This is a genomic window from Hymenobacter lapidarius, from assembly GCF_001816145.1.
Taxonomy (GTDB): domain Bacteria; phylum Bacteroidota; class Bacteroidia; order Cytophagales; family Hymenobacteraceae; genus Hymenobacter; species Hymenobacter lapidarius.
In genome coordinates this window covers 1-19,502 of sequence record NZ_MDZB01000133.1, presented here as the reverse complement: position 1 = coordinate 19,502, position 19,502 = coordinate 1, and the positions used below count along the sequence as shown (strand labels likewise).

Here is a 19,502-nt window from a genome sequence, read left to right as displayed (position 1 = left end):
TTTTTCAGCAAAATCCACGAGTTTACGCCGCTCATTGCCAGCATCACGGAGAACGTGAGCGTGCAGAAGCGCTTCCTGGAGCAGCTGGAAAAAATCGGGCTTTTCCTGAGCCAGCGCCCGGTGAGCCGGCAAGTAGGCTGCCGCGGTGAAGAGCAACAGGGGGAGCAAATGGCGTTTCATAGGAAGGGAATAGAATGGGAGGCACGCAGAACAAGGAAGAGAACCGCACCGCCCCCGAAATAGTCTCCGGGGGCGGCATTCTCTGGTTGCACTTAGGCCATTTTGTACATTTTTTGCCGCTGTGCCTTCAGGCTCTCGTCGGCCAGGTACTCCTCGTAGTTCATGCGCCGGTCAATGATGCCATCGGGCGTGAGCTCGATGATGCGATTGGCCACGGTGTCGATGAACTGTAGGTCGTGCGAGGCAAACAGGAGCGAGCCGGGGTAGTCGCGCAGGGCGTTGTTGAGGGCCGTGATGCTTTCCAGGTCCAGGTGGTTGGTGGGGTCGTCCAGTACCTGCACGTTGCCGCCTTCCAACATCATTTTGGAGAGCATGCAGCGCACTTTCTCGCCGCCGCTCAGCACGTTGCTTTTCTTCTGCGATTCCTCGCCCGAAAACAGCATCCGGCCCAGCCAGCCGCGTACAAAGCTCTCGTCCTTATCGGTGGAGTACTGCCGCAGCCAGTCCACCAGGTTCAGCTCACCCGACTGGAAGAAGCTGTTGTTTTCCTTCGGAAAATAGCTGGGCGTGATGGTAGTGCCCCATTTCACCTCGCCGGTGGCCGGTGTGGCCTCGCCAAACATGATGTCGAAGAGGAGGGAAGCGGCGCGGTCGTCGCGGCCCACAATGGCCACCTTGTCCTTTTTGTCCAGGGTGAAGCTCACGTTCTTGAAAATCGTCTGGCCGTCTACTTTGGCGCTCAGGTTCTCCACGGTCAGCAGCTGGTTGCCGGGCTCGCGGTCCGATTTGAAGGCGATGTACGGGTAGCGGCGCGAGCTGGGCTTGATGTCCTCCAGGGTCAGCTTCTGCAGCAGCTTCTGGCGGCTGGTGGCCTGCTTCGATTTCGAGGCGTTGGCCGAGAAGCGGCGCACGAATTCCTCCAGCTCTTTGCGGCGGTCTTCGGTCTTTTTGTTGGCGTCCTGGCGCTGGCGCAGCACCATCTGGCTGCTCTCGTACCAGAAGGAATAGTTGCCGGGGTACATCTGAATTTTACCGAAGTCCAGGTCGGCCATGTAGTTGCACACGGCGTCGAGGAAGTGGCGGTCGTGGCTCACCACAATCACGGTGTTCTGAAACGAGTCGAGGAAGTTTTCCAGCCACAGCACGCTCTCGGCGTCCAGGTTGTTGGTGGGTTCGTCGAGCAGTAGCACGTCGGGGTTGCCAAACAGGGCCTGGGCCAGCAGCACGCGCACTTTTTCGCTGGCGCCGAGGTCGGCCATCAATGCCTGGTGCTTGCTTTCCACAATACCGAGGCCGGAGAGCAGCTCGGCGGCTTCGTATTCAGCGTTCCAGCCTTCGAGGTCGGCAAACTCGCCTTCCAGCTCGGCAGCGCGCTCGCCGTCGGCGTCCGAAAAATCGGCCTTGGCGTACAGCGCGTCCTTTTCGGTCATCACCGCGTGCAGGCGCTGGTGGCCCTGAATCACGGTTTGCAGCACGGGCTGCTGGTCGTAGGCAAACTGGTTCTGCTTGAGCACGGCCAGGCGCTGGCCGGCCGGCATTTCCACCGAGCCGGTGTTGGGCTCCAACTCGCCCGACAGAATTTTTAGAAACGTCGATTTGCCGGCACCGTTGGCCCCAATCAGGCCGTAGCAGTTGCCCGGCAGGAACTTAGCCGTCACGTCTTCAAATAAAATGCGCTTACCGTAGCGCAGGCTGACATTGGAGGTCGAAATCATTCAATCAAAAAATAGTTACTCACAAAAACCGCGCAGGTGCGCGCGGCAGGCTGCAAAATTACACACCAACGCCCGGGCTAAATGTGAACCGGGCAAAGGAGGGCGCAAACTCATCGGAAATAACTGTCTGGCAGGCGAATTAGTGCCCGCCAAAAACAGGCGCTGGCTTTTGGGAAACGCAAAAAACGCGCTTCAGCATAACTTCTATACAGTGTAGTAAGTATAAAAAGCCAGACTGCCGGCTTCGGTGGTAATTTCTCACACTTTCTATTTCTAATACCCTCGGGCATGGCTGACCATTCAATTACTTCCGAAAATAACGGCCTGCGCATTGGCATCCTCACGGCCTTGGCGCTGATGGCATATACTGGAATAGCCGCGTTGGCGGGCTTTCTGGATAAAATTGAGGCCGGCACGCTCGACATACTGATACTCATTGCGGGCGTGGTAATGGCCATTAAGCGCATGAAAAAGGCACGGGGTAACCGCCTCTCGTACTTTCAGGGCTTCGGCACCGGCATTGTGACCGCGCTGGTGGCTTCGGTGCTACTGGCGGTATTCTTCTGGCTGCTGGGCGGTTTGAGCCAGGGGGTAATGGGCTCGGTGGAACGTATTCAGGCCCGCGACCTGTTCGGCGCTGACCTGGGCATTCTCATTGGCGGACTCGGTATCATTCTGCTGGGAACCATGACTGGCGTTATCACCTCGCTGGTGGCCATGCAATACTTTAAAAGCCCCGACCACCAGCCGGTGACCAGTCTCGACTAAATCTACTTAGTTATTGGTAACGTGTCATAAATAAGGCCCCGGTTGGGGCCTTATTTATGGATAGTAAATCAAAGCGTTACTGCTATATGTATAAAAAAAATTAGAGAAAACAGAAACTATCCGCTATCTTGCCAACGTTAACAGTGAGAGCTCCCCAGTTTCTCTTACTAATGTCTTGCTCGATATGTTAAAAGCCATATTCACATCCTTCACGTTACTTCTTGCGTTCAGCTCATTTTCGGCCCATGCGCAAATGTCTGACCGCCTGTCGGAGCACCCTACTTTCAACAGTGTTGGCAAGCCCAAAAAGGGAGGCGATGACGCGGTGGCCCTGACTCGGGAAATGACCAACCGCCTTCGCCTAAACGAAGGCCAGTTCCTGAGCCTGCTCCCCTTGAACCGCACCAAGCTGGTCGGGCTCAAAAGCATCAACCGCGAGTACCGGAACGACGAAGCCACCCGCGCCGCCAAGATTGCGGAGCTCGAAGCCCAGTACGAGCAGGAGTGCAGTCGCATTCTAACTCCCTCGCAGCTCAGCCAGCTGCAAAGCGAGCAGCCGGCCAGCACCCCCACCGGCTCTGGCAACGGCCTGGGCTAAGAAAATAAAACTTACTAAAAAGGCCCTTCATTCAGTTGAAGGGCCTTTTTTGTTTGCCAATGCCGGGCGTGAGCGGGTCGGACAGTACTTCCGTCACGGTGCCGATGGGGCCGAAGCGCAGGCTCAGGGTGGGGGCGCCGGAACGGGCCCGGCGCCCTTGGCAATGGGTGCCCGGCTCCAGGTAGTAATAATACACTTTCTCGGTCCCGGCGCGCAATTCTTCCTCGTCGGGCGGGCCCAGCAGGGCGGTTACGTCGTTGGCGCGGGCCTCGTAGAGCAGTTCTTTGTGGCGCAGCAGGGCCGGCAGCACCGTTCGGCGCTGGTCGCGGCAGGCGTGGGGGTCGTTGCGCCACGTTTCGGCATCAAAGCCCGGCACCTCGGTTAGGGCGTGGCCGCAGCCGCCCAGCAGCGCACCCAGCGAAAAGAATAGCACCAGGCGCCGGGTTGAGGCAGGCAATAGAGAAGTTGACATCAGGTTTTGGGAAAAAAAGCACCGGGCGGGTGACGAGCCGGCGAAGCTAAGCACTAATTTTGGCCCGATTGTGTATACTGCTGAACTCCGATTTGTTCAAAACACGCATTTGATAAATATGTCCCTTCCTCCTGTCAAGGTTTTTCTGCTGGGCCTGTTGGTTGCTGCCCTGCTGCCGGGCCAGCGGGCGGCCGCCCAGACCGTGCCCTCCCAAGCCTTGGCTACGTTGCCGCCCGCGGCACGCCGGGCCTATTTCCAAACCGCGTTTGAACAGCAGGCCGCGCAGCTCTATGCCAAACTGGGCCTTGGGGCGGCGGGGTTGTCGCTGGACGTGTTTCGGAAGGGGCTGGTGGGCTACTATAACCTGCGCCCGGCGGGCCGGCGAACCGCCGCGCCGCCCGTGCTCACCCTCATCGACTTTAGCCGACCCAGCAGCCTCAAACGGATGTGGGTGATAAATGTAGAGCAGGGGAAGGTGCTGTTTCATACCCTGGTGGCGCACGGCAAAGCCAGCGGGGCCAATGTTCCGATGGCGTTTTCAAACAAAAACGGGTCGGAGATGAGCAGCCTGGGATTCTACCGCACCGCGGCCACTACTTACATTGGCAAGCACGGCCTCTCGCTGCGCCTTGTGGGCATGGACCCTGGCTATAACACCAACGCCGAGAGCCGTGCCGTGGTGGTGCACGGGGCCGACTACGTGTGCCAGGATTTTGTGCAGGCGCACGGCCGCTTAGGTCGCAGCCAGGGCTGCCCGGCCCTGCCGCTGGCCGAAACTACGGCCATTGTGAAAGCCATCAAGGGCGGGAGCGTGCTCTTTCTGCACGGACCTGCAGGGGTGAAGTACAGCTCGCAATGGCTGAATATGGATACGGCCGTGTCGTCGTTTGCCGGGATGCACTAGGTTGTCAGTCGCTGGCTCTCAGTTGGTAGTATGTAAGCTACGCCTCGGCTGACAGTTAAGAACCAGCACTGGGTAACCTGTTTCCTGTTGAGCGCCTATTCGAAAAGTAGGGCCCGGAAAATAACCAGACTGCGGGGGGCGCGTTAAAAGCCACATAGCCTAGGCGGCTGGCGGTTGCCACGGCGTAAAGGCTTGCTCATTCTTATAAATACTCCCTTCCCATGCGACTCAATCTCCGTTTCATTATTGCCATTGTCGTGGCGGCGGTGTCTCTGTTCGGCTACTATTTCAATACCTCCAAAAACGAAGTAACCGGCGAAACTCAGCACGTGAGCATGACGGCCGACCAGGAAATTGCCCTCGGCCTGCAGGCTGCTCCCTCTATGGCGGCCCAGTACGGCGGCCTCAGCCCCAACGCCCAGGCCCGGGCCGCAGTGCAGCAGGTGGGCGATAAGATTATTGCGAGCACCAAAGCCAGCAAGTCGCCCTACAAATTCCAGTTTCATTTGCTGGCCGACGACCAAACCGTAAACGCGTTTGCGCTGCCCGGCGGACAGGTGTTCATTACCCAAGGCCTGCTGAAAAACCTGAAAACCGAAGCCCAACTGGCCGGCGTGCTGGCCCACGAAATCGGTCATGTGGTGGGCCGCCACTCTGCTGCTCAGGTAGCCAAATCCAACCTGACGCAGGGGCTGGCCGGGGCGGCCACTATTGCCTCTTATGACCCCAACAGCCCCGGTAGCTCGGTGGCAAAAGCCGCCATTGCGGCGGCCATTGTGAAGGTAGTCGGCATGCGTTTTAGCCGCAACGACGAGCTGGAAGCCGACAGAATTGCCGTCGACTTTACCCCGCAGGCCGGCTATGACCCCCGCGCTATGATTGAGGTGATGAATATTTTAGCCCAAGCCGGTGGCCGGAGCTCAACCCCCGAATTCCTGAGCACCCACCCCGACCCCGGCAACCGCATCGGGGAGCTTGAAAAAGAAATTGCGGCTGATTTCCCGCAGGGCGTTCCGGCAGGGCTTAAGCAATAACGCTGACAGCGGGTTCTGCCTCAGATTAAAGGCACGGTTCTAATGCACCAGTTTGAGTGCGCAACAAGAAGAGGCCATTCAATCGAATAGCCTTTTTTTGTTGCGCACTCCTACTTACGGGAACGAAATCCGCGACAAGCCCGAGGACTAAAAGTTGGGGGGAGTCAGGTTTTTGAAGTGGCCGTTGAGCCGCACCCGCTCCTTGAGGCGCTCGGTTTCGAGCACCACGGGCAGGATGGTGTCGAGGTGGTCGCGGACCATTTCCTGGCGTTCCTGCTCGCTGGTGGTGGCCAGGAGCTGGTATTCCTGCTCGGTGCTGAAGCCGATGTGATGCGCTACGTCAAAAATGCAGTAGTCGGGGGCCAACTCCAGCAGCAGCTTGCGCAGGCCCAGCGCTTCGTAGAGCTGCCGCACTTGCTTGGTGATGATTTCGCGCAGCAAGGGGTCGGCTTCCTCGTCCTGCACCACGTCTTCAATCTGCCCGCTCGCGTAGAGCTTGCCAGGGGCCTGACGGTAAAATTTATTGATGCGGAACACCCCCACGGCTTTGCTACGGATGTCCAGTTCGCCACTGGAATACGTTTGTTCTACGCTCAGCAGGCGCATTTCGGTGCCCAGCTCACTGAGCGTGTTGTCGAGGTAGGGCGGGATGCCGAAGGTGGTGTTTTGTTCGATGCACTCGCGCACGAGTTGGCGGTAGCGGGGCTCAAATATGTGAAGGTTAAGCTTTTCGCCGGGAAAAACCACCAGGTTGAGTGGAAACAGCGGTAACAGGCGCGGCATAGTAGAAGACTTAGAAAATAAAGTACCTGGGGTAGCAACAAGTTGAAGCCCCGGTTGGGTTTGGCACGGCCGGGCCGCCGGGCAGGAAACCTCCCGAAAGGTAGGAGTGAATGGCGAAACCCCGCCCATCGCGCTACTTTTGCCCCAATGGCCGCTGCACCCCTTATTCCTTCCGTTTCCGAACTGCTTAAAAAAGCCAGCCGGCTGTTGCTGCAAGTCACGGCCGCGCTGTTTCTGACTTCCGTGGCCTGGGTGCTGGCCTACCGGTGGGTGCCGCCGCCCGCCACCTGGCTCATGCTGGAGCGCCGCGCTCACCCGCCCGTGGGCAAGGGGTATTACGGTATTCAGGAGGATAGCCGGCACATCCGCTACCAGTTCCGCACCCTCGACGAGGTGGCCCCCGCCGTGCCCCTGGCCCTGGTGGCCGCCGAAGACCAGCGCTTCCTCCTCCACCGCGGGTTCGACTTCGACGCCATGGCCAAGGCGGCCAAGCGCAACTGGAACGGCGACGGCACTCACATTGTGGGCGGCAGCACCATCTCGCAGCAGGTGGCCAAAAACGTGTTTTTGTGGCACGGCCGCAGCTATGTGCGCAAAGCGGCCGAAGCCTACTTCACGGTGCTCATTGAGTTTATGTGGAACAAGCGTCGCATCATGGAAATGTACCTCAACGTGGCCGAGATGGGCGACTGCACCTTTGGCGTGGAGGCAGCCAGCCAGCGCTATTTTGGCAAGTCGGCCAGCAGCGTGACTCCGGCCGAAGCGGCCCTGCTGGCGGGTGTGCTCCCTAACCCGCTCCGCTTCCGGGCCTCCAATCCGGGGCCGGTGGCGCGGGCCAAGCAGCGCCGGGTGCTGCGCAACATGCGCCGCCTGGGCGGCACCACCTATGTTAATACCTTACTAAAGAACTAGCCATGCATGGTATCCAGCGAAGTGGAAGTAAAGCAGCGCTCCTGGGGCTGTTGATGGGGGGGCAGGCCTGCGCAGTGGCTACGGGGCCGGGTGCCGGCGCCGCTGCCCGCGACCAAGCCGCGGTGGCCGGCATCCGCACGGTGCTCACCACCCAAACCGCCGCCTGGAACCGGGGCGACATTCCCGGCTTCATGCAAGGGTACTGGAAGTCCGACTCGCTGGTTTTCATCGGCCGGCGAGGCCCGACTTACGGCTGGCAGCAAACGCTGGATAATTACCGGAAAGGCTACCCCGACGCGGCCACTATGGGCCAGCTCGACTTTAGCGGTTTGCGCATCAGCTTGCTGGCTCCCAACGCGGCACAGGTAGTGGGGCGGTGGCACTTGGCCCGGCCCAGCGCGGGCGACGTGCAGGGGCATTTCCTGTTGGTAATGCGCCAGGTTGGGGGCCAATGGGTGGTAGCGGCCGACCACACCAATAGTGAATAAACGGCTTAGGCCGATTCCTCCTGAGGGGCTTCGACTTTCTGGTTAATTATCAACCCGAGGCTGGCTGCGTGGGCCGCTGCCGTGGCATAGTCCGGCACCAGCAGCATGGGCACGCCCTCGGTCCTGAGCTCTTCGGTGACGGGGCCTACGAGGAGGGCGCGGGCCGGCACCTGCACGTCGCGGATGTAGATGGCGTGAATGCGCCCGGGGTGGCGGCGCACCACTTCGCGGTAGATGCGGACGTCTTCCTGGCCGCTGTCGCCGAGCAGCACGAAGGGCAGGGCGGGGTAGGTGTGGAGCACGTTGTCTATTTCGTGCAGCTTGTGCGCAAAATGGATGGCGGCCGCGGCCGTGACGCCCGTGAGCGTGGGCGATTTGGGGCGGGCAATGCCCAGGTCGCGCAGCAGCAGCGGGCCGGGCGGCATTTCGTGGATGCTTAGAAACTCTTCCAGCACGTCGTACAGGTTCCAGGGGCTGCTGCTGACGTAGAAAAACGGATTATCGGGCTGGCCGGTGCGGCCGCGCTGCAGGCGCCGGTAAAAGTCGGCCACGCCCACAAAAGGCAGTTTGGAATGAGCGTTGCTGAGCAGAGTGCGGACCAGCATTTTGAGAATGTTGGTGGCGCTGGTTTCAAAAACCGTGTCGTCGATGTCGCTGATGATGCCGAATTCGGCACTGGGGGGTGGCACGAGCACCTTGGCCGTTCCTTGCACCAGCGGCAGCGGCGGCCGAAACGACCGCGGCAGCCGCGACACCCGCACCGGCACGGGGTACCAGAGGTAGGCCACGGGCGCGGGCAGGGCCTGGGGCTCGATGATGAGCGTGAAGTAGCCCTCGTCGTCGGTGGTGACGAGGTGCTGGCTGCCGTCGGGGAGCTCGGCCACAAGGTCGGCCCCGGCCACTTCGCGGCTGTTGAAGCGCCGCACCATGCTCCGAAAGTTCTGCCAGCGCGTGTCGGTTGCGGTTTGAGTGGGCAGGCCGCGGTCGGCCAGCAGGCGGCCTTTTATGTAGAATTTTGCGTTGGTGCCGTAGCTGCGATACGCGTCGAGCTGCAGGGGCCGCAGCCGGCCGGCGCGGGCCCGGAAGCGGGTGAGCAAGTGGTCAGACCATTCGGTGATAGTGGAAAGGGCATCGAGCAGCTTCATGCCGCAAACCTACGGCTGAGCGGCCGCACCACGTAAAAATGGCCGCATGGGCGCGTCTTCCGTAGAATGCGCACGCCCGCCGAAGCTGATGCGGGACCATTTACCCTCTCCATGCCCACTGCCACCGCTCCCCGCCCCAAAACCAGCAAAAAAACCCTCGTTCCGCAGGATGAGGCCCACGTTGTTTACAAAGACCCTGCCCGCCAGGCCCAGATGGCCGGCCTGCGTTACGCGAACGACGCCGGCACCGGCATCAGCCGAAAAGCCACCAGAACCGGCAATTTCGTGTTTCACGACGCGAATGGGAAAAAAATCGCAGACGAAAAAACGCTGGAGCGCATCGGCAGCTACGTAATTCCGCCGGCCTGGACCGATGTGTGGATTTCGCCCTCGGCCACGGCTCACCTGCAGGTGACCGGGCGCGACGCCCTGGGCCGCAAGCAGTACCGCTACCACCCGGCCTGGGACGAAATGCGCAGCCTCACCAAGTTTTCGCGGCTGCGCACCTTCGGCGAAAAGCTGGCCGAGCTGCGTGCCCAACTCCAGAAAGACCTGCGTCGCCCCGCCCTCGACCGGGAAAAAGTAGTTGCGCTGGTGCTCACCCTTATGGACCAGTCGTTTATACGGGTGGGCAACAAGGAGTACGCTAAAAAGAACAAGAGCTACGGCCTCACCACGCTGCGCGATAGTCACGTAGCCATAGAAGGGGGTGATGTCAACTTTTCCTTTGTGGGAAAAAAAGGGGTGGCGCACGACGTGACCCTGCACGATAACCGCCTGGCCCGGCTGGTGCGCAAGTGCAAGGAAATTCCCGGCCAGCATCTGTTTCAGTACTATTCCACCGACGGGCAGCGCCACGCCCTGGAATCGGGCGATGTGAACGAATACCTGCAGCGCCACAGCGGCATGGCCCTCTCGGCCAAAGACTTCCGTACCTGGGGTGGCACCGTGAAAATGGTGGAATGCCTGGAAAGCGTGCTGCGGGAAGAACCCGAGCTGGCGCCCGATAAAGTGGTGAAGAAAGCCGTGAAAGGGGTGGCCAACGGTTTGGGAAACACGCCCACGGTTTGCTCGAAATATTACATTCACCCGCAGGTAGTGGAGCTGTTCAAATCGGGCCAGCTCATTGGTTACCTGCGCGAGCATGACGCCGAACCAAGCACTACCGACCTGCTCTCGCCAACGGAACGCCTGGTGCTGAAGATGTTGGCAAAAGCGGCATAGCCTGGCAGCCGCTCTTTCGGCACTCTTACTCTTCTACTGTCCGGTCGTAGGTCAGGCGCTTCGTTGGGGGCAGGGTGGGGCGCGGCGCGCCGGCAGCCTGTAGGTCGGAAGCGACATCAAACAGCTTCAGGCCGCGCGAGGTGCCGGAAAGTTGCAGGCGGTCGGCCCCTTCACCGCCGTAAATGAGCAGTGGGATGAGGTTGCGGCCGTCGCCTCTTATTTCAAATACATCCGCTCCCCCCAGGCTTTCCAGCGTCAGACTCCTGGTTTCGGCGGAGTAGTAGGTGCGTTGGAAATGCAGGGAGTCGCCCCGGGTGAGTTTGGCCCGGGCCGCGGCAAATATTTGGACCGTTGTCGAATCCGGGTAGCGCTGCACCACGAACCGCTCGGGTAGGGCCGTGCCGCCCAGCACGGGCTTACGGGCCAGCCGGAGGTAATACGCTTCCGCAAACTGAGGCAGGGTTTGGCGGCGGGCCTCAAGCTTGGCAATTATGCCGCGGCCTTCCAGGGCGTACACCGCCGGGGGCAGGTGGCGTATGGCCCGGTCAATGAGCGTATCGGGCAGGCGGCGCTGCAGGTCGGCGGCCATGCGCAGGAAGTCGGCGCGGGTGAGGCGTGCCAGGCCGCGCTGGTCAATAAAGTGGGCTTGATTCAACAGGCCGGGAACGTAGCCGAACTTGCGCTTGAAGGTGTGAAACTGTGGCGCGATGAAGGGCCGGCTGGCCAGCCACGGCACCAGCCCGTCATCGAAACGGAAATAAACCTGGTCCCGGTCTTTGGGAATGGCCTGGTAGCGCACCCGGCCATCGGGCTGCTTAAATTCGGCCCAGTCCCACTGCCCTTCGTGCCGGTCCCAGTCGCCGAGCCACGCATCGAGCAGGCGGGCGCGCAAAAACGCGGGCTGGTCGATGCGGTGAACCGAGGAGGCGTACACTTCTGCCAGCATTTTCTCGCTGGAAACAAAACCGCTGGCCCCGGACAGCTCCGGCGTGCGGGAGGACAGCTCCTCAAACTTTTCCTCCAGCAGCGCCAGCTTGCCCTGGAAACGCTCCGACATGCTGCCCAGGCCGGTTTCATCGAGCCGCACGTACACCAGGCGGGGGCGGGTGTGGGGCACGCCCGCGGCGCGGGCGAGCGGCGGCACGGTGAAGGCGCCGTAGGGCATGGCCGCCGAGGTGGCATCGCGCACCACGTTCAGCACAAAGGTGTGCCGCAGGACCTTGGGCAGGGTTTTGCTGGGCTCTTTATCCAGCGCGCGGAGGGCGTATTCTCGCTTGTGAGGGCCTTCCAGGGTCATGCTGATGCTTTGGTAGCCTCCGCCGAGCTTGCCGGCCTTCAGGCCGCCGGGCACGGCCGTGGCCAGGTGCAGTACCGGCGCCTTGACGGGGGCCGCCCACACCTTGCGGTAGTGCCGGCCCCAAAACAAGTGGTGGAATTTAGAACGGTCATTGTACTGGCGGCCAGCTACGGTCAGTACGGTGTCGGTGGCAGGGGGTAAGGGCTCGTCACCGCCAGCTCCAACGCGCGCGTCGGACTGAAAAAAATCGCGCCGGACACAGCCGGTAGCCATCAAACCCAGTACCAAAAGGCAGACGCGAGGAGCTGGTGGTTGAGCAAAAAATGGAGACATCCGAAGCAATAGGTAAAAAATCTGTGATTTTAACGCAAACCCCGGCCAAAAGTCGACCAATGCCGAACTTAGCCCCAGAACCATTCGACTCCCATTTGCGGTATAGGCAGGGCAATGCTCTCGTTAGCAACAATGTGTGGGATGCATAGCCTTGAAAAAATGGCTAAGCGCCTGCTTCGGATTCTCCAGAGAAGGGATTTAATACAACTTATTATTAGTCAATAAAAAAATAAATTCTCTAATGGCTAAGTACTTATGTCAAGTTTGTCACGAATAAACGCCGGCCCTTGGGTAAGGTTGATTGGTGCGCTCGCCTTGCTGCCAATGGCTTGCGGCGGCCAGCACCCCACCCGAACCGTACCAACTCAGTGGGCGCCCGATTCGGCCACCGTGCGCCGCGCGGCCGGGCCCGAATACGACCGGGGTACCGTGTGGCGTTTTTTCTGGGGCCAGCATTACCGGAGTATTTGGGCCACGCCGGTCACGGCGCCGGTGCTGCACCTGGCCACGGCCGTGCCCGGCGGAATGGTGCCGCTGCAAGCCGGGGGCAGCTACCAGACCCGCAGCTTGCGCCTGCGCGCGGCCGGCGGACAGGAGTACGTGCTGCGGTCTGTCGACAAGGATGCCAGCGCCGCCTTCACTGCCGATTGGCAGCGCCGGCTGCTAGGGGGGCTCATGAAAGACCAAACCAGCGTGGCCCAGCCCTATGGCGCCTACGTGGCCGCCCAACTGGCCGAAGCTGCTGGTGTGTACCACACCAACCCGCAACTGGTTTACTTGCCCAACGACCCGGCACTGGGTGAATTTAGGGCGGCATACGCCAATGACTTGTACTTGCTGGAAGAGCGACCCGATGGTAACCAGACCGCCGTGGCCAGTTTTGGGCATTCGCCCGCCGTGCATAGCACCGGCGTGATGCTGGCCACCGTTCGCCAGCGTCCCAGTGCCCAGGTCGACCCGCGGGCGTACCTGCGAGCGCGCCTGCTGGATGTGTGGCTGGGCGACTGGAGCCGCCGCGAAGACCAATGGCGCTGGGCTAGCTTCACCAAAGGGGCCCAACTGACTTACCGCCCCATTCCGCGCGACCGTGACCAAGCATTTTTCCTCTTTAATGATGGGTTTTTTACCCGCATCATTTCCTGGTTTGTACCAAAATATCAGAGCTTCACCGCGCGCATACGGCCTGGTGACATTGATGACCTCACCGCCACGGCTCGTGCCCTCGACCGCACCTTGCTGGGCACGCTTGATGGCGAAGACTTTCGGCAGGTGGCCGACTCAATGCGACTGCGGCTGACGGATGCGGCTATCGCCCGTGCCTTCGCGGCGGGCCCGCCCGAAACCCGCGCCAGCATCGCGGCCTATTTCGAACCCTTGTTGCGCGCCCGCCGCGAGCAGCTACCCGATGTAGCGCAAAGTTATTACCAGCTTTTGGCCCAGGAAGCGTGGGTAGTGGGTACCGACCAAGCCGAGCGTTTTGTGCTCAGTGAGGACAGCCCGGGCCGCCTGCGGGTGAGAATGCTCTCGCATCGGCCCAATCAGGCTGACAGCCTGCTAACGGAACGTGTCTATGACCGTCGTGAAACCTCGTCAGTGCATCTGTACGGGTTAGCGGGCGATGATATTTTCGAGTTTAACACTCCCAACAAATCTGGCGTGGCGGTGCACATTTTCGAAGGCGGGGGCCGCAACCAACTGCGCAGCCCCAGCCAAAGCAAGGCCGGTACGGCTGGCATCACCTGGCACAGCAGGCCCGGCGGAACAACTATAATTGCTAAACAAGGAATTAAGGTAAAGGTCGATGCCGATACATCTGCAACCACCAACGCCCGGAGCTGGCTAACGCGCTACCGGCTTTAGGGTCGGGCAGAAGCAAGCAACCCCGCCAGCGGGTCTTGGCCATCGAGCGTGCCCTGGCTGCCCAGTACCTGGAACCGCGCAAACATTTCTTCGCCGTACCATTTCTCGCTGCGCGTAAGCTTGATAACTTCCCGGTGGCGCACGTCGCGGTAGGCATATTCCTGCATAGCCTGCGCCGACTCCCACACGCTGAAGGTGGCCTGCCTTACCACCGGCAATTCGCCCAGCCCGATGGCCGCGCGCACGCCCACAGCCTGCGCCAGGGCAGCGCTGGTAGGCTCCACAAACTGCCAGAAACGCGGCGTCTTGCGCAAGCGGATGCTGGCGCGGGTGAGCACCGCCACGGGCGCATTCTCGCTGCCTGAATGGGCATTGGGATAGTCAAACGGCGTTTTTCCATCCCAGAGTCCGTGCGATTTTAGCGGGGCCAGCTGCAGCGTCCACAGCTCGGTGCTGCGTTGGCGGTAGGTAGCCCACAGCGGGTGCTGCGCAAAAAAAGCAGCTGCCGCAGCGGCATCGTCCCACACGCTCATGAAGCCGTAGCGGTCCAGGTTGGGCCACAGGCCAAACCCATTGGCGGCCCCGCTGCCCAGCAGCTTGAAGAATTGCAGGCCCGGCACCCGCTTCAAAGCGGGCGGGGAGGTGCCCATCTGGGCAAGGCCCCAGCGCTTGTTGCCGGCCTTGAGGGTGAAAACGGTGAGGGTAGTATGCGGCATGCGGCAAAGTAAACCCGGCAGCAGGTGCAGCGGGCAGTAGGGTAGCAACAAAAAAAGACCGGAATTGCTTCCGGCCTTCAATCACAGTGGCGGGTGCCGCTGCTTATTTGGGAATTACCACCGACTGACGGTCGGGGCCGGGCTGGTCCCGCTCGCCGGTGAGCACGGCCTTCACGTAGGTGTAGGCGCGCAACAGTGTGGAGTTGGGCGAATCCCAGAACTCGCCTTTGGTGATGGTGACTTTGAGCAGGGCAATGTTAGGGTCATCAGAGCCATCGGGGAACCAGCCGCGCAGGCCTTCGCTCCATAATTCCTTTATTTTGGCGCGGTCTGTTACGATTTGGGCAGTGCCAGTGATGGCCACGTACAGGTTATCGTCGGTTTTGGAATAGCCCAAATTGATGTGGCGGTCCTGCTGCAGTTCCTCTACTTTCTGGGAGTCCCGCTCCGTGAAAAACCACAGGGTGCCGTCTTCCTCCGGCAGGCTGGTGTACATAGGGCGCGAATGCAGCTTGGTGCCATCCTCGATGGTGGTCATCATGGCAATCTTGATGTCCTTGATTTTTTCCACGAGCTTTGATACGTCGTGGCTTACGGCAACTTGGTCGGCCATGGGATGGGGGTGTTTAAGAAACAATAGGAAAGAATGTATGGTGTTTACGGCCCCCGCCAGCACTTGTTTCTGCTAGCTGGGTTTTCGCAACGATTTACTGATTCGAGCACACATGAATTTTCTGGCCCATTTGTTCCTGTCGGGCTCGCCGGCCGCCCCCGCGTATGCCGACGTGCTGTTCGGTAACTTCATCGCCGACTCGGTGCCCGGCAAACAGCTGAGGAACTACTCCCCGGCGGTGCAAACCGGCATCCGCCTCCACCGGGCCATCGATACCTTCACCGACCAGCACCCCGTGGTGCGCCGCGCCACCCAGCGCCTGCGCGCCGCTGGCTACGGCAAGTACGCCGGCGTGATTTCCGATATGTTTCTCGACCATTTCCTGGCCCGGCACTTTCTCCACTACACCCCCGAAGTCCTCGCCGACTTTGCCCAGCGCATTTACCTCCAGCTCATGGCCCGCCAGCAGGAAATGCCGTCCCGCGTGCAGCATTTTCTGCCTTACATGGTCACGCACAACTGGCTGCTGAGCTACGCCGACTTGGAGAGCATCACCCGGGCCCTCGGCGGCCTAAGCCGGCGCGCCACACCCGGTTCGGGCATGGAAACCGCCGTAGTGGAATTGCAAGCCAATTACGCCGCCTACGAAGCCGATTTCCTGGAGTTTTTCCCGCAGCTGCAGCAGCACGTTGCCGAATTCCTGCCCTAGCACCGTTTCACACTACACCACACTCGCTCAAAAAGCAGAAAGCCAAGCTGCGACTACCGCAACATGGCTTTCTATGGTCAATTAAAGCGACACCAGTTAGTGCTGGTGGCCGCCTTCGCCGTGGGCGTGGCCGTGAGCCAGCTCGTCGGCGGTGGCTTCGCGCACCTCCTGCACCTGGCCTTTAAAATGCATCACCATGCCTGCCAGGGGGTGGTTGAAGTCCATTTGCACGGCCGAGTCGCCGATGCTCACTACTTTGGCCTGCATGTGGTTGCCTTCGTTGTCGGCCATGGGCAGGAAGTTGCCCACCTGCAGCATTTCATCGTCCAGCTTGCCATCAATGAGAAACACTTCCTTGGGGATTTCCACCAGCGCCTGCTCATCGTACTCGCCGTAAGCCTGCTCCGGCGTGAGGCTGAACTGAAAGTCATCGCCGGTGTTTTTGCCATCGAGCTGGGCTTCAAACTCCTCCGGCAGGCCGCTGTGGCCGAAAAGAAATACCATGGGCGCGTCGGCTTCGGCAGATTCGACCAGTACTTTTTCCTGATTCTCGTCGGTCACACTCAAGTCGTAGGTGATGGTGACAACTTTTTTATCGCTGATTTGCATTGATTATATTGATTACGTTGATTTTTTTATGCTGCTGATTAGCGTTGATTCTTTGGTTCGTGAAATCGACTTAAATGGTTTTGATGAATCTTTTGAACTGAAGACTCCGCTGGCCAAAGTTAATGAGCAGGCCTGTTTGGAAGCGGTAGGCCGTGAGGTAGTTGATGATTTGGGCAAAGTGGTGCTCATCCAGAGTCGTAGTGGCCTTTAACTCGACCAACACGGTGTTGGCGACCAGAAAATCGACTCTTCGGGTTCCAACCTAATGGTTTAAGCAGAAAACTGGCCGCTCTATTTCCCGCTCGAAAACAAGCCCTGCGTTTTCCATTTCCAAAGCAAGACTACGCTGATAAATCACTTCAGGAAACCCAGAACCCAGTGCGGAATGCACCCGCATAGCGCACCCAATCATAGCTTCTGTAAACTCCGAGTGAGCATAACGTTTGTCAATCATCCCGCAATAACGCAAACTCCGCAACCTAGAAAAACCACCCAACAGGAAAAAATCAGCGAAATCAATTAAATCAGCGTCAATCAGCGATTTCCCAAGCCGTGCGGTAGCCGCCTATGCGCTCCACGTACTCCAGCAGCTGTTTGAAAAACGGATTGGAGCTGAGTGTGGACGAGTCGCCGACGAGCAGCAGCTTGCGGCGGGCGCGGGTCATGCCCACGTTCATGCGGCGGATGTCGGAGAGGAAGCCGATTTCGCCGTGGTTGTTGCTGCGGGTGAGAGAAATGGCGATGATGTCGCGTTCCTGGCCCTGAAACGAATCCACGGTGCCCACGCTCAACATGCGGTGGGCCATGAGGCCGTTGAGCTCGTCGTTTTCTTCGATGGCGTCCTTCAAGTAGTTGATTTGGGCGCGGTAGGGGGCAATTACGCCGATGGTGAGCAGGTCTTCCTCGTGCTCCACTTGGTCGTAGGGTTCGAGGAGCTGGGCGAGGCGTTTAAGGAGCAGGTCGGCTTCCTCGGGGTTGGCGGTGGAGCGGCTTTCCGGGATGGTGATTTCCTGAAAGCCAAAGCCGGCGGTGTCGAGAAATTCCACCGGCAGGTCGGGTGCAAAGCTCAAGTCGTAGGCATCGAGGCCGGCGTGGCGCACGGTGTCGTGGGCAATGAGCTGGCCATCGTAGAACTGCTCGGAGCTGAATTCCATGATTTGCTCGTGCATGCGGTACTGCACCAAGAGCATGCGGGCCGTGGCCGGCTGGCGCTTAATGCACTTTTCAAACAGCGTTTCGCGCAGGCCTTCGCGGGCCGCTTTCTCGCTTTTCACGGTGGGCGGCAGCTGGTGGTGGTCGCCGGCCAGCACCACGCGCTTGGCCTTGGAAATGGGAATCCAGCAGCCCGGCTCCAGCGCCTGCGCGGCTTCGTCAATGAACACCGTTTCGTAGGTAAGGTGGCGAATATTGCGGTTGCTGGCGCCCACCAGCGTGCAGGTGATAACCTGCACCGAATCCAGCAAATCCTCGGTGATGTAGCGCTCCAAATCGTCGGCCTGCTGAAACAGCAATTTGGCCTCCTCCTTCAGCATCCGGCGCTGCTGCTGCTCCTCGTAGCCGAAGTTGCGCACGTGCTTGCTGGCGGTTTCGCGGTATTGGTCGGCGGTCTGGCGCATCGAGCGCATCTCGTTGTAGCTCTTGTGGGCCATCACCTGGGCATCGAGGGTATGCTCCAGCAGCAGGTCCGACACGCGGCTAGGGTTGCCCATGCGGATGACGTTGACGCCGCGCTCGGCCAGCTTTTCGGTGAGCAGGTCCACGGCCGTGTTGCTGGGCGCGCACACCAGCACCCGCCGCTCGCGCCGGATGGTTTCCATAATGGCCTGCACCAGGGTGGTGGTTTTGCCGGTGCCGGGCGGGCCGTGAATGATGGCCACGTCCTGCGCTGCCAGTACGTGGCGCACGGCCGCCAGCTGCGACTCATTGAGCGGGCTGGGGTAGAAGAGGTCATCGGCTTTTTCGGCGCGGAACCGGGCTTCTTTGGCACCCAGCAGCACGTCGCGCAGCTCGGCTAGCCGGTCGCCGTAGGCGCCCATCACCTTGCCCAGGGCGTAGTCCATCTCCCGGTAGCTGACCTCGTCAAACGTCAAATCAATGCCCAGCTTGCCGCCGTCCAGCACCCAGTCGGGCAGGTCTTCCTTGTTAGTGGAGAGCAGCAGCTTGTTGCGCCGCACGCTGGTGATGACGCCGCTCAGCGTGGGCCGGTCCGTGGCCGAGCGGCCAGGCACGTTGCCAAACAGCGAAGCGTTTTTGCCCACCTGAAACAGGTGCAGACCCTGCTGGCCGGCCGGGCGCTCCAGCTCCAGCACCACTTTGCCCCCAAAACCAATGTCTTCTTTGGTGATGGTGACGGGGTACCAGGTCAGGCCGCGCTGCTGGCGCTCGGCAATGCTGGCCTTGGCGTTTTTAAGCTTGAACTGCTCCAGGTCTTCCTTTTGCTCCAGCTGCATGAGGGCCTGAACGCGGCGCAGCTCTTTTTCAATGGCGTAAGGGTCGGTGGGGGTGAAAGTGAGGTCGGACAAAAGAATGCGGGTTGATTTCGATTATTAGCTAACAAAGAAATAGGTAGTTGTAGTTTGATTTGTGACCTGAACTCAGCAAATAAGTAAGCCAGCAAAGGCAGGAGCTTCCTTAGGCAAAAAAGTCGTCCGGGTCCGCTTGGCTGAGATACTTCTGCAACTGTGGCAGGGAGCCGAAAAAGGGCAGCACGCAGGCCAGAAACTGGTCGGCAACTACCTGATTAGGTGCATAAGCCACAAAGGTGTGGCCGCCTTCTTCAAACTCCAGCTCGTCCAGCAGCTCCGGCTGGTGCTCCTCAATAATGGTTTGGATGTGCTCGACCCACGATTCGGCGGTGCCGCCAAACCCGTAATTCTGGAAGAGAACGTAGTATTCTTCCAGGCCGCCTACGTCGGCGAAGATGGCCAACTGGCGCTCGGGGGAGGTGGGCGGCGGCAGGGGCGCTACTTCGAAGGGAAAAGACGGGGACATGGGCTGACCTGATGACTGGGGATGAAGGGATAGAAGAAAAGGCGCGTGGTTTACTTTTCAAGCACGCTAGTTAAAGCTATGCCCTTTAGGGCAAGACTTTAGTTGCTACTCCCTTTCGGTAGCTTTGCCAGATGCAGCAGGCCCGCACTGG

Annotated in this window: 20 protein-coding genes and 1 pseudogene; 9 read left to right on the top strand and 12 right to left on the bottom strand. The window is 60.0% G+C overall.

Annotated elements, in window-relative coordinates; genetic code table 11:
* A partial coding sequence (locus BEN47_RS21830; RefSeq protein ID WP_204378338.1) for a hypothetical protein occupies positions 1–180 on the bottom strand: 180 nt, incomplete at its 3' end.
* Positions 181–272: 92 nt separating this feature from the next.
* The gene (locus BEN47_RS15730) at positions 273–1,895 is read right to left on the bottom strand and encodes an ABC-F family ATP-binding cassette domain-containing protein (protein WP_070729527.1); all 1,623 of its coding nucleotides are present in this window, start codon (positions 1,893–1,895) and stop codon (positions 273–275) included.
* Between the two features lie 288 nt (positions 1,896–2,183).
* Between BEN47_RS15730 and BEN47_RS15725 the strand changes: the two genes are divergently transcribed.
* The gene (locus BEN47_RS15725) at positions 2,184–2,663 is read left to right on the top strand and encodes a DUF4199 domain-containing protein (protein WP_070729526.1); all 480 of its coding nucleotides are present in this window, start codon (positions 2,184–2,186) and stop codon (positions 2,661–2,663) included.
* A gap of 253 nt (positions 2,664–2,916) precedes the next feature.
* Complete coding sequence (locus tag BEN47_RS15720) at positions 2,917–3,261, top strand: hypothetical protein (RefSeq protein ID WP_070729524.1); 345 nt, start codon at positions 2,917–2,919, stop codon at positions 3,259–3,261.
* A gap of 31 nt (positions 3,262–3,292) precedes the next feature.
* On the opposite strand, the gene BEN47_RS15715 is transcribed toward BEN47_RS15720, so the two are convergent.
* Positions 3,293–3,733, bottom strand: a complete 441-nt coding sequence (locus BEN47_RS15715) for a hypothetical protein (protein WP_125921717.1) — start codon at positions 3,731–3,733, stop codon at positions 3,293–3,295.
* 118 nt (positions 3,734–3,851) lie between these two features.
* Here BEN47_RS15715 and BEN47_RS15710 point away from each other — a divergent pair, with 118 nt between their 5' ends.
* Together BEN47_RS15710 and BEN47_RS15705 are read left to right on the top strand one after the other, a co-directional pair.
* Complete coding sequence (locus BEN47_RS15710; protein ID WP_083322485.1) at positions 3,852–4,637, top strand: murein L,D-transpeptidase catalytic domain family protein; 786 nt, start codon at positions 3,852–3,854, stop codon at positions 4,635–4,637.
* Between the two features lie 221 nt (positions 4,638–4,858).
* Positions 4,859–5,671, top strand: a complete 813-nt coding sequence (locus BEN47_RS15705; protein WP_070729520.1) for a M48 family metalloprotease — start codon at positions 4,859–4,861, stop codon at positions 5,669–5,671.
* 147 nt (positions 5,672–5,818) lie between these two features.
* Here BEN47_RS15705 and BEN47_RS15700 read toward each other — a convergent pair whose 3' ends face one another.
* Positions 5,819–6,454 (bottom strand): LON peptidase substrate-binding domain-containing protein, encoded by a 636-nt coding sequence (locus tag BEN47_RS15700; protein WP_070729518.1) that lies wholly within the window; start codon positions 6,452–6,454, stop codon positions 5,819–5,821.
* 147 nt (positions 6,455–6,601) lie between these two features.
* Here BEN47_RS15700 and mtgA point away from each other — a divergent pair, with 147 nt between their 5' ends.
* Positions 6,602–7,366 (top strand): monofunctional biosynthetic peptidoglycan transglycosylase, encoded by a 765-nt coding sequence (gene mtgA / locus BEN47_RS15695; RefSeq protein ID WP_193427153.1) that lies wholly within the window; start codon positions 6,602–6,604, stop codon positions 7,364–7,366.
* A 2-nt stretch (positions 7,367–7,368) separates the two neighbouring features.
* Entirely contained in the window at positions 7,369–7,854 is a 486-nt protein-coding gene (locus BEN47_RS15690; RefSeq protein ID WP_239691637.1) for a YybH family protein, read from the top strand.
* A gap of 5 nt (positions 7,855–7,859) precedes the next feature.
* Here the strand turns inward: BEN47_RS15690 and BEN47_RS15685 are convergent, their stop codons facing one another.
* Positions 7,860–8,999 carry an App1 family protein phosphatidate phosphatase gene (locus tag BEN47_RS15685; protein ID WP_070729514.1) on the bottom strand — a complete coding sequence of 380 codons (1,140 nt, stop codon included), beginning with the start codon at positions 8,997–8,999 and terminating at the stop codon, positions 7,860–7,862.
* A gap of 111 nt (positions 9,000–9,110) precedes the next feature.
* Here BEN47_RS15685 and BEN47_RS15680 point away from each other — a divergent pair, with 111 nt between their 5' ends.
* The gene (locus tag BEN47_RS15680) at positions 9,111–10,223 is read left to right on the top strand and encodes a DNA topoisomerase IB (RefSeq protein ID WP_070729534.1); all 1,113 of its coding nucleotides are present in this window, start codon (positions 9,111–9,113) and stop codon (positions 10,221–10,223) included.
* Between the two features lie 25 nt (positions 10,224–10,248).
* Here the strand turns inward: BEN47_RS15680 and BEN47_RS15675 are convergent, their stop codons facing one another.
* Entirely contained in the window at positions 10,249–11,793 is a 1,545-nt protein-coding gene (locus BEN47_RS15675) for a hypothetical protein (protein ID WP_125921716.1), read from the bottom strand.
* Positions 11,794–12,177: 384 nt separating this feature from the next.
* Between BEN47_RS15675 and BEN47_RS15670 the strand changes: the two genes are divergently transcribed.
* On the top strand, positions 12,178–13,713 hold the full coding sequence (locus BEN47_RS15670) for a hypothetical protein (protein ID WP_070729504.1): 1,536 nt from the start codon (positions 12,178–12,180) through the stop codon (positions 13,711–13,713).
* Here the strand turns inward: BEN47_RS15670 and BEN47_RS15665 are convergent.
* Together BEN47_RS15665 and BEN47_RS15660 are read right to left on the bottom strand one after the other, a co-directional pair.
* Complete coding sequence (locus tag BEN47_RS15665) at positions 13,710–14,429, bottom strand: spheroidene monooxygenase (RefSeq protein WP_239691636.1); 720 nt, start codon at positions 14,427–14,429, stop codon at positions 13,710–13,712. The two genes, BEN47_RS15670 and BEN47_RS15665, sit on opposite strands and share 4 nt — an antisense overlap.
* 103 nt (positions 14,430–14,532) lie before the next feature.
* Positions 14,533–15,042 carry a pyridoxamine 5'-phosphate oxidase family protein gene (locus BEN47_RS15660; protein WP_070729503.1) on the bottom strand — a complete coding sequence of 170 codons (510 nt, stop codon included), beginning with the start codon at positions 15,040–15,042 and terminating at the stop codon, positions 14,533–14,535.
* A 112-nt stretch (positions 15,043–15,154) separates the two neighbouring features.
* Here BEN47_RS15660 and BEN47_RS15655 point away from each other — a divergent pair, with 112 nt between their 5' ends.
* A complete protein-coding gene (locus BEN47_RS15655; protein WP_070729501.1) occupies positions 15,155–15,751 on the top strand; it encodes an acyl carrier protein phosphodiesterase in 597 nt (198 codons plus the stop codon).
* Between the two features lie 96 nt (positions 15,752–15,847).
* Here the strand turns inward: BEN47_RS15655 and BEN47_RS15650 are convergent, their stop codons facing one another.
* The 4 genes and pseudogenes from BEN47_RS15650 to BEN47_RS15635 all read right to left on the bottom strand — a co-directional run bounded on the left by BEN47_RS15650 (position 15,848) and on the right by BEN47_RS15635 (position 19,351).
* Positions 15,848–16,360, bottom strand: coding sequence for an FKBP-type peptidyl-prolyl cis-trans isomerase (locus BEN47_RS15650; RefSeq protein WP_070729500.1), 513 nt, complete (start codon positions 16,358–16,360; stop codon positions 15,848–15,850).
* Between the two features lie 70 nt (positions 16,361–16,430).
* Positions 16,431–16,757 (bottom strand): annotated as a pseudogene (locus BEN47_RS15645) (GxxExxY protein).
* A gap of 133 nt (positions 16,758–16,890) precedes the next feature.
* Positions 16,891–18,882, bottom strand: coding sequence for an AAA domain-containing protein (locus tag BEN47_RS15640; RefSeq protein ID WP_239691635.1), 1,992 nt, complete (start codon positions 18,880–18,882; stop codon positions 16,891–16,893).
* Between the two features lie 109 nt (positions 18,883–18,991).
* Positions 18,992–19,351, bottom strand: a complete 360-nt coding sequence (locus BEN47_RS15635) for an Imm51 family immunity protein (protein WP_070729498.1) — start codon at positions 19,349–19,351, stop codon at positions 18,992–18,994.
* Between the last annotated feature and the right edge of the window lie 151 nt (positions 19,352–19,502).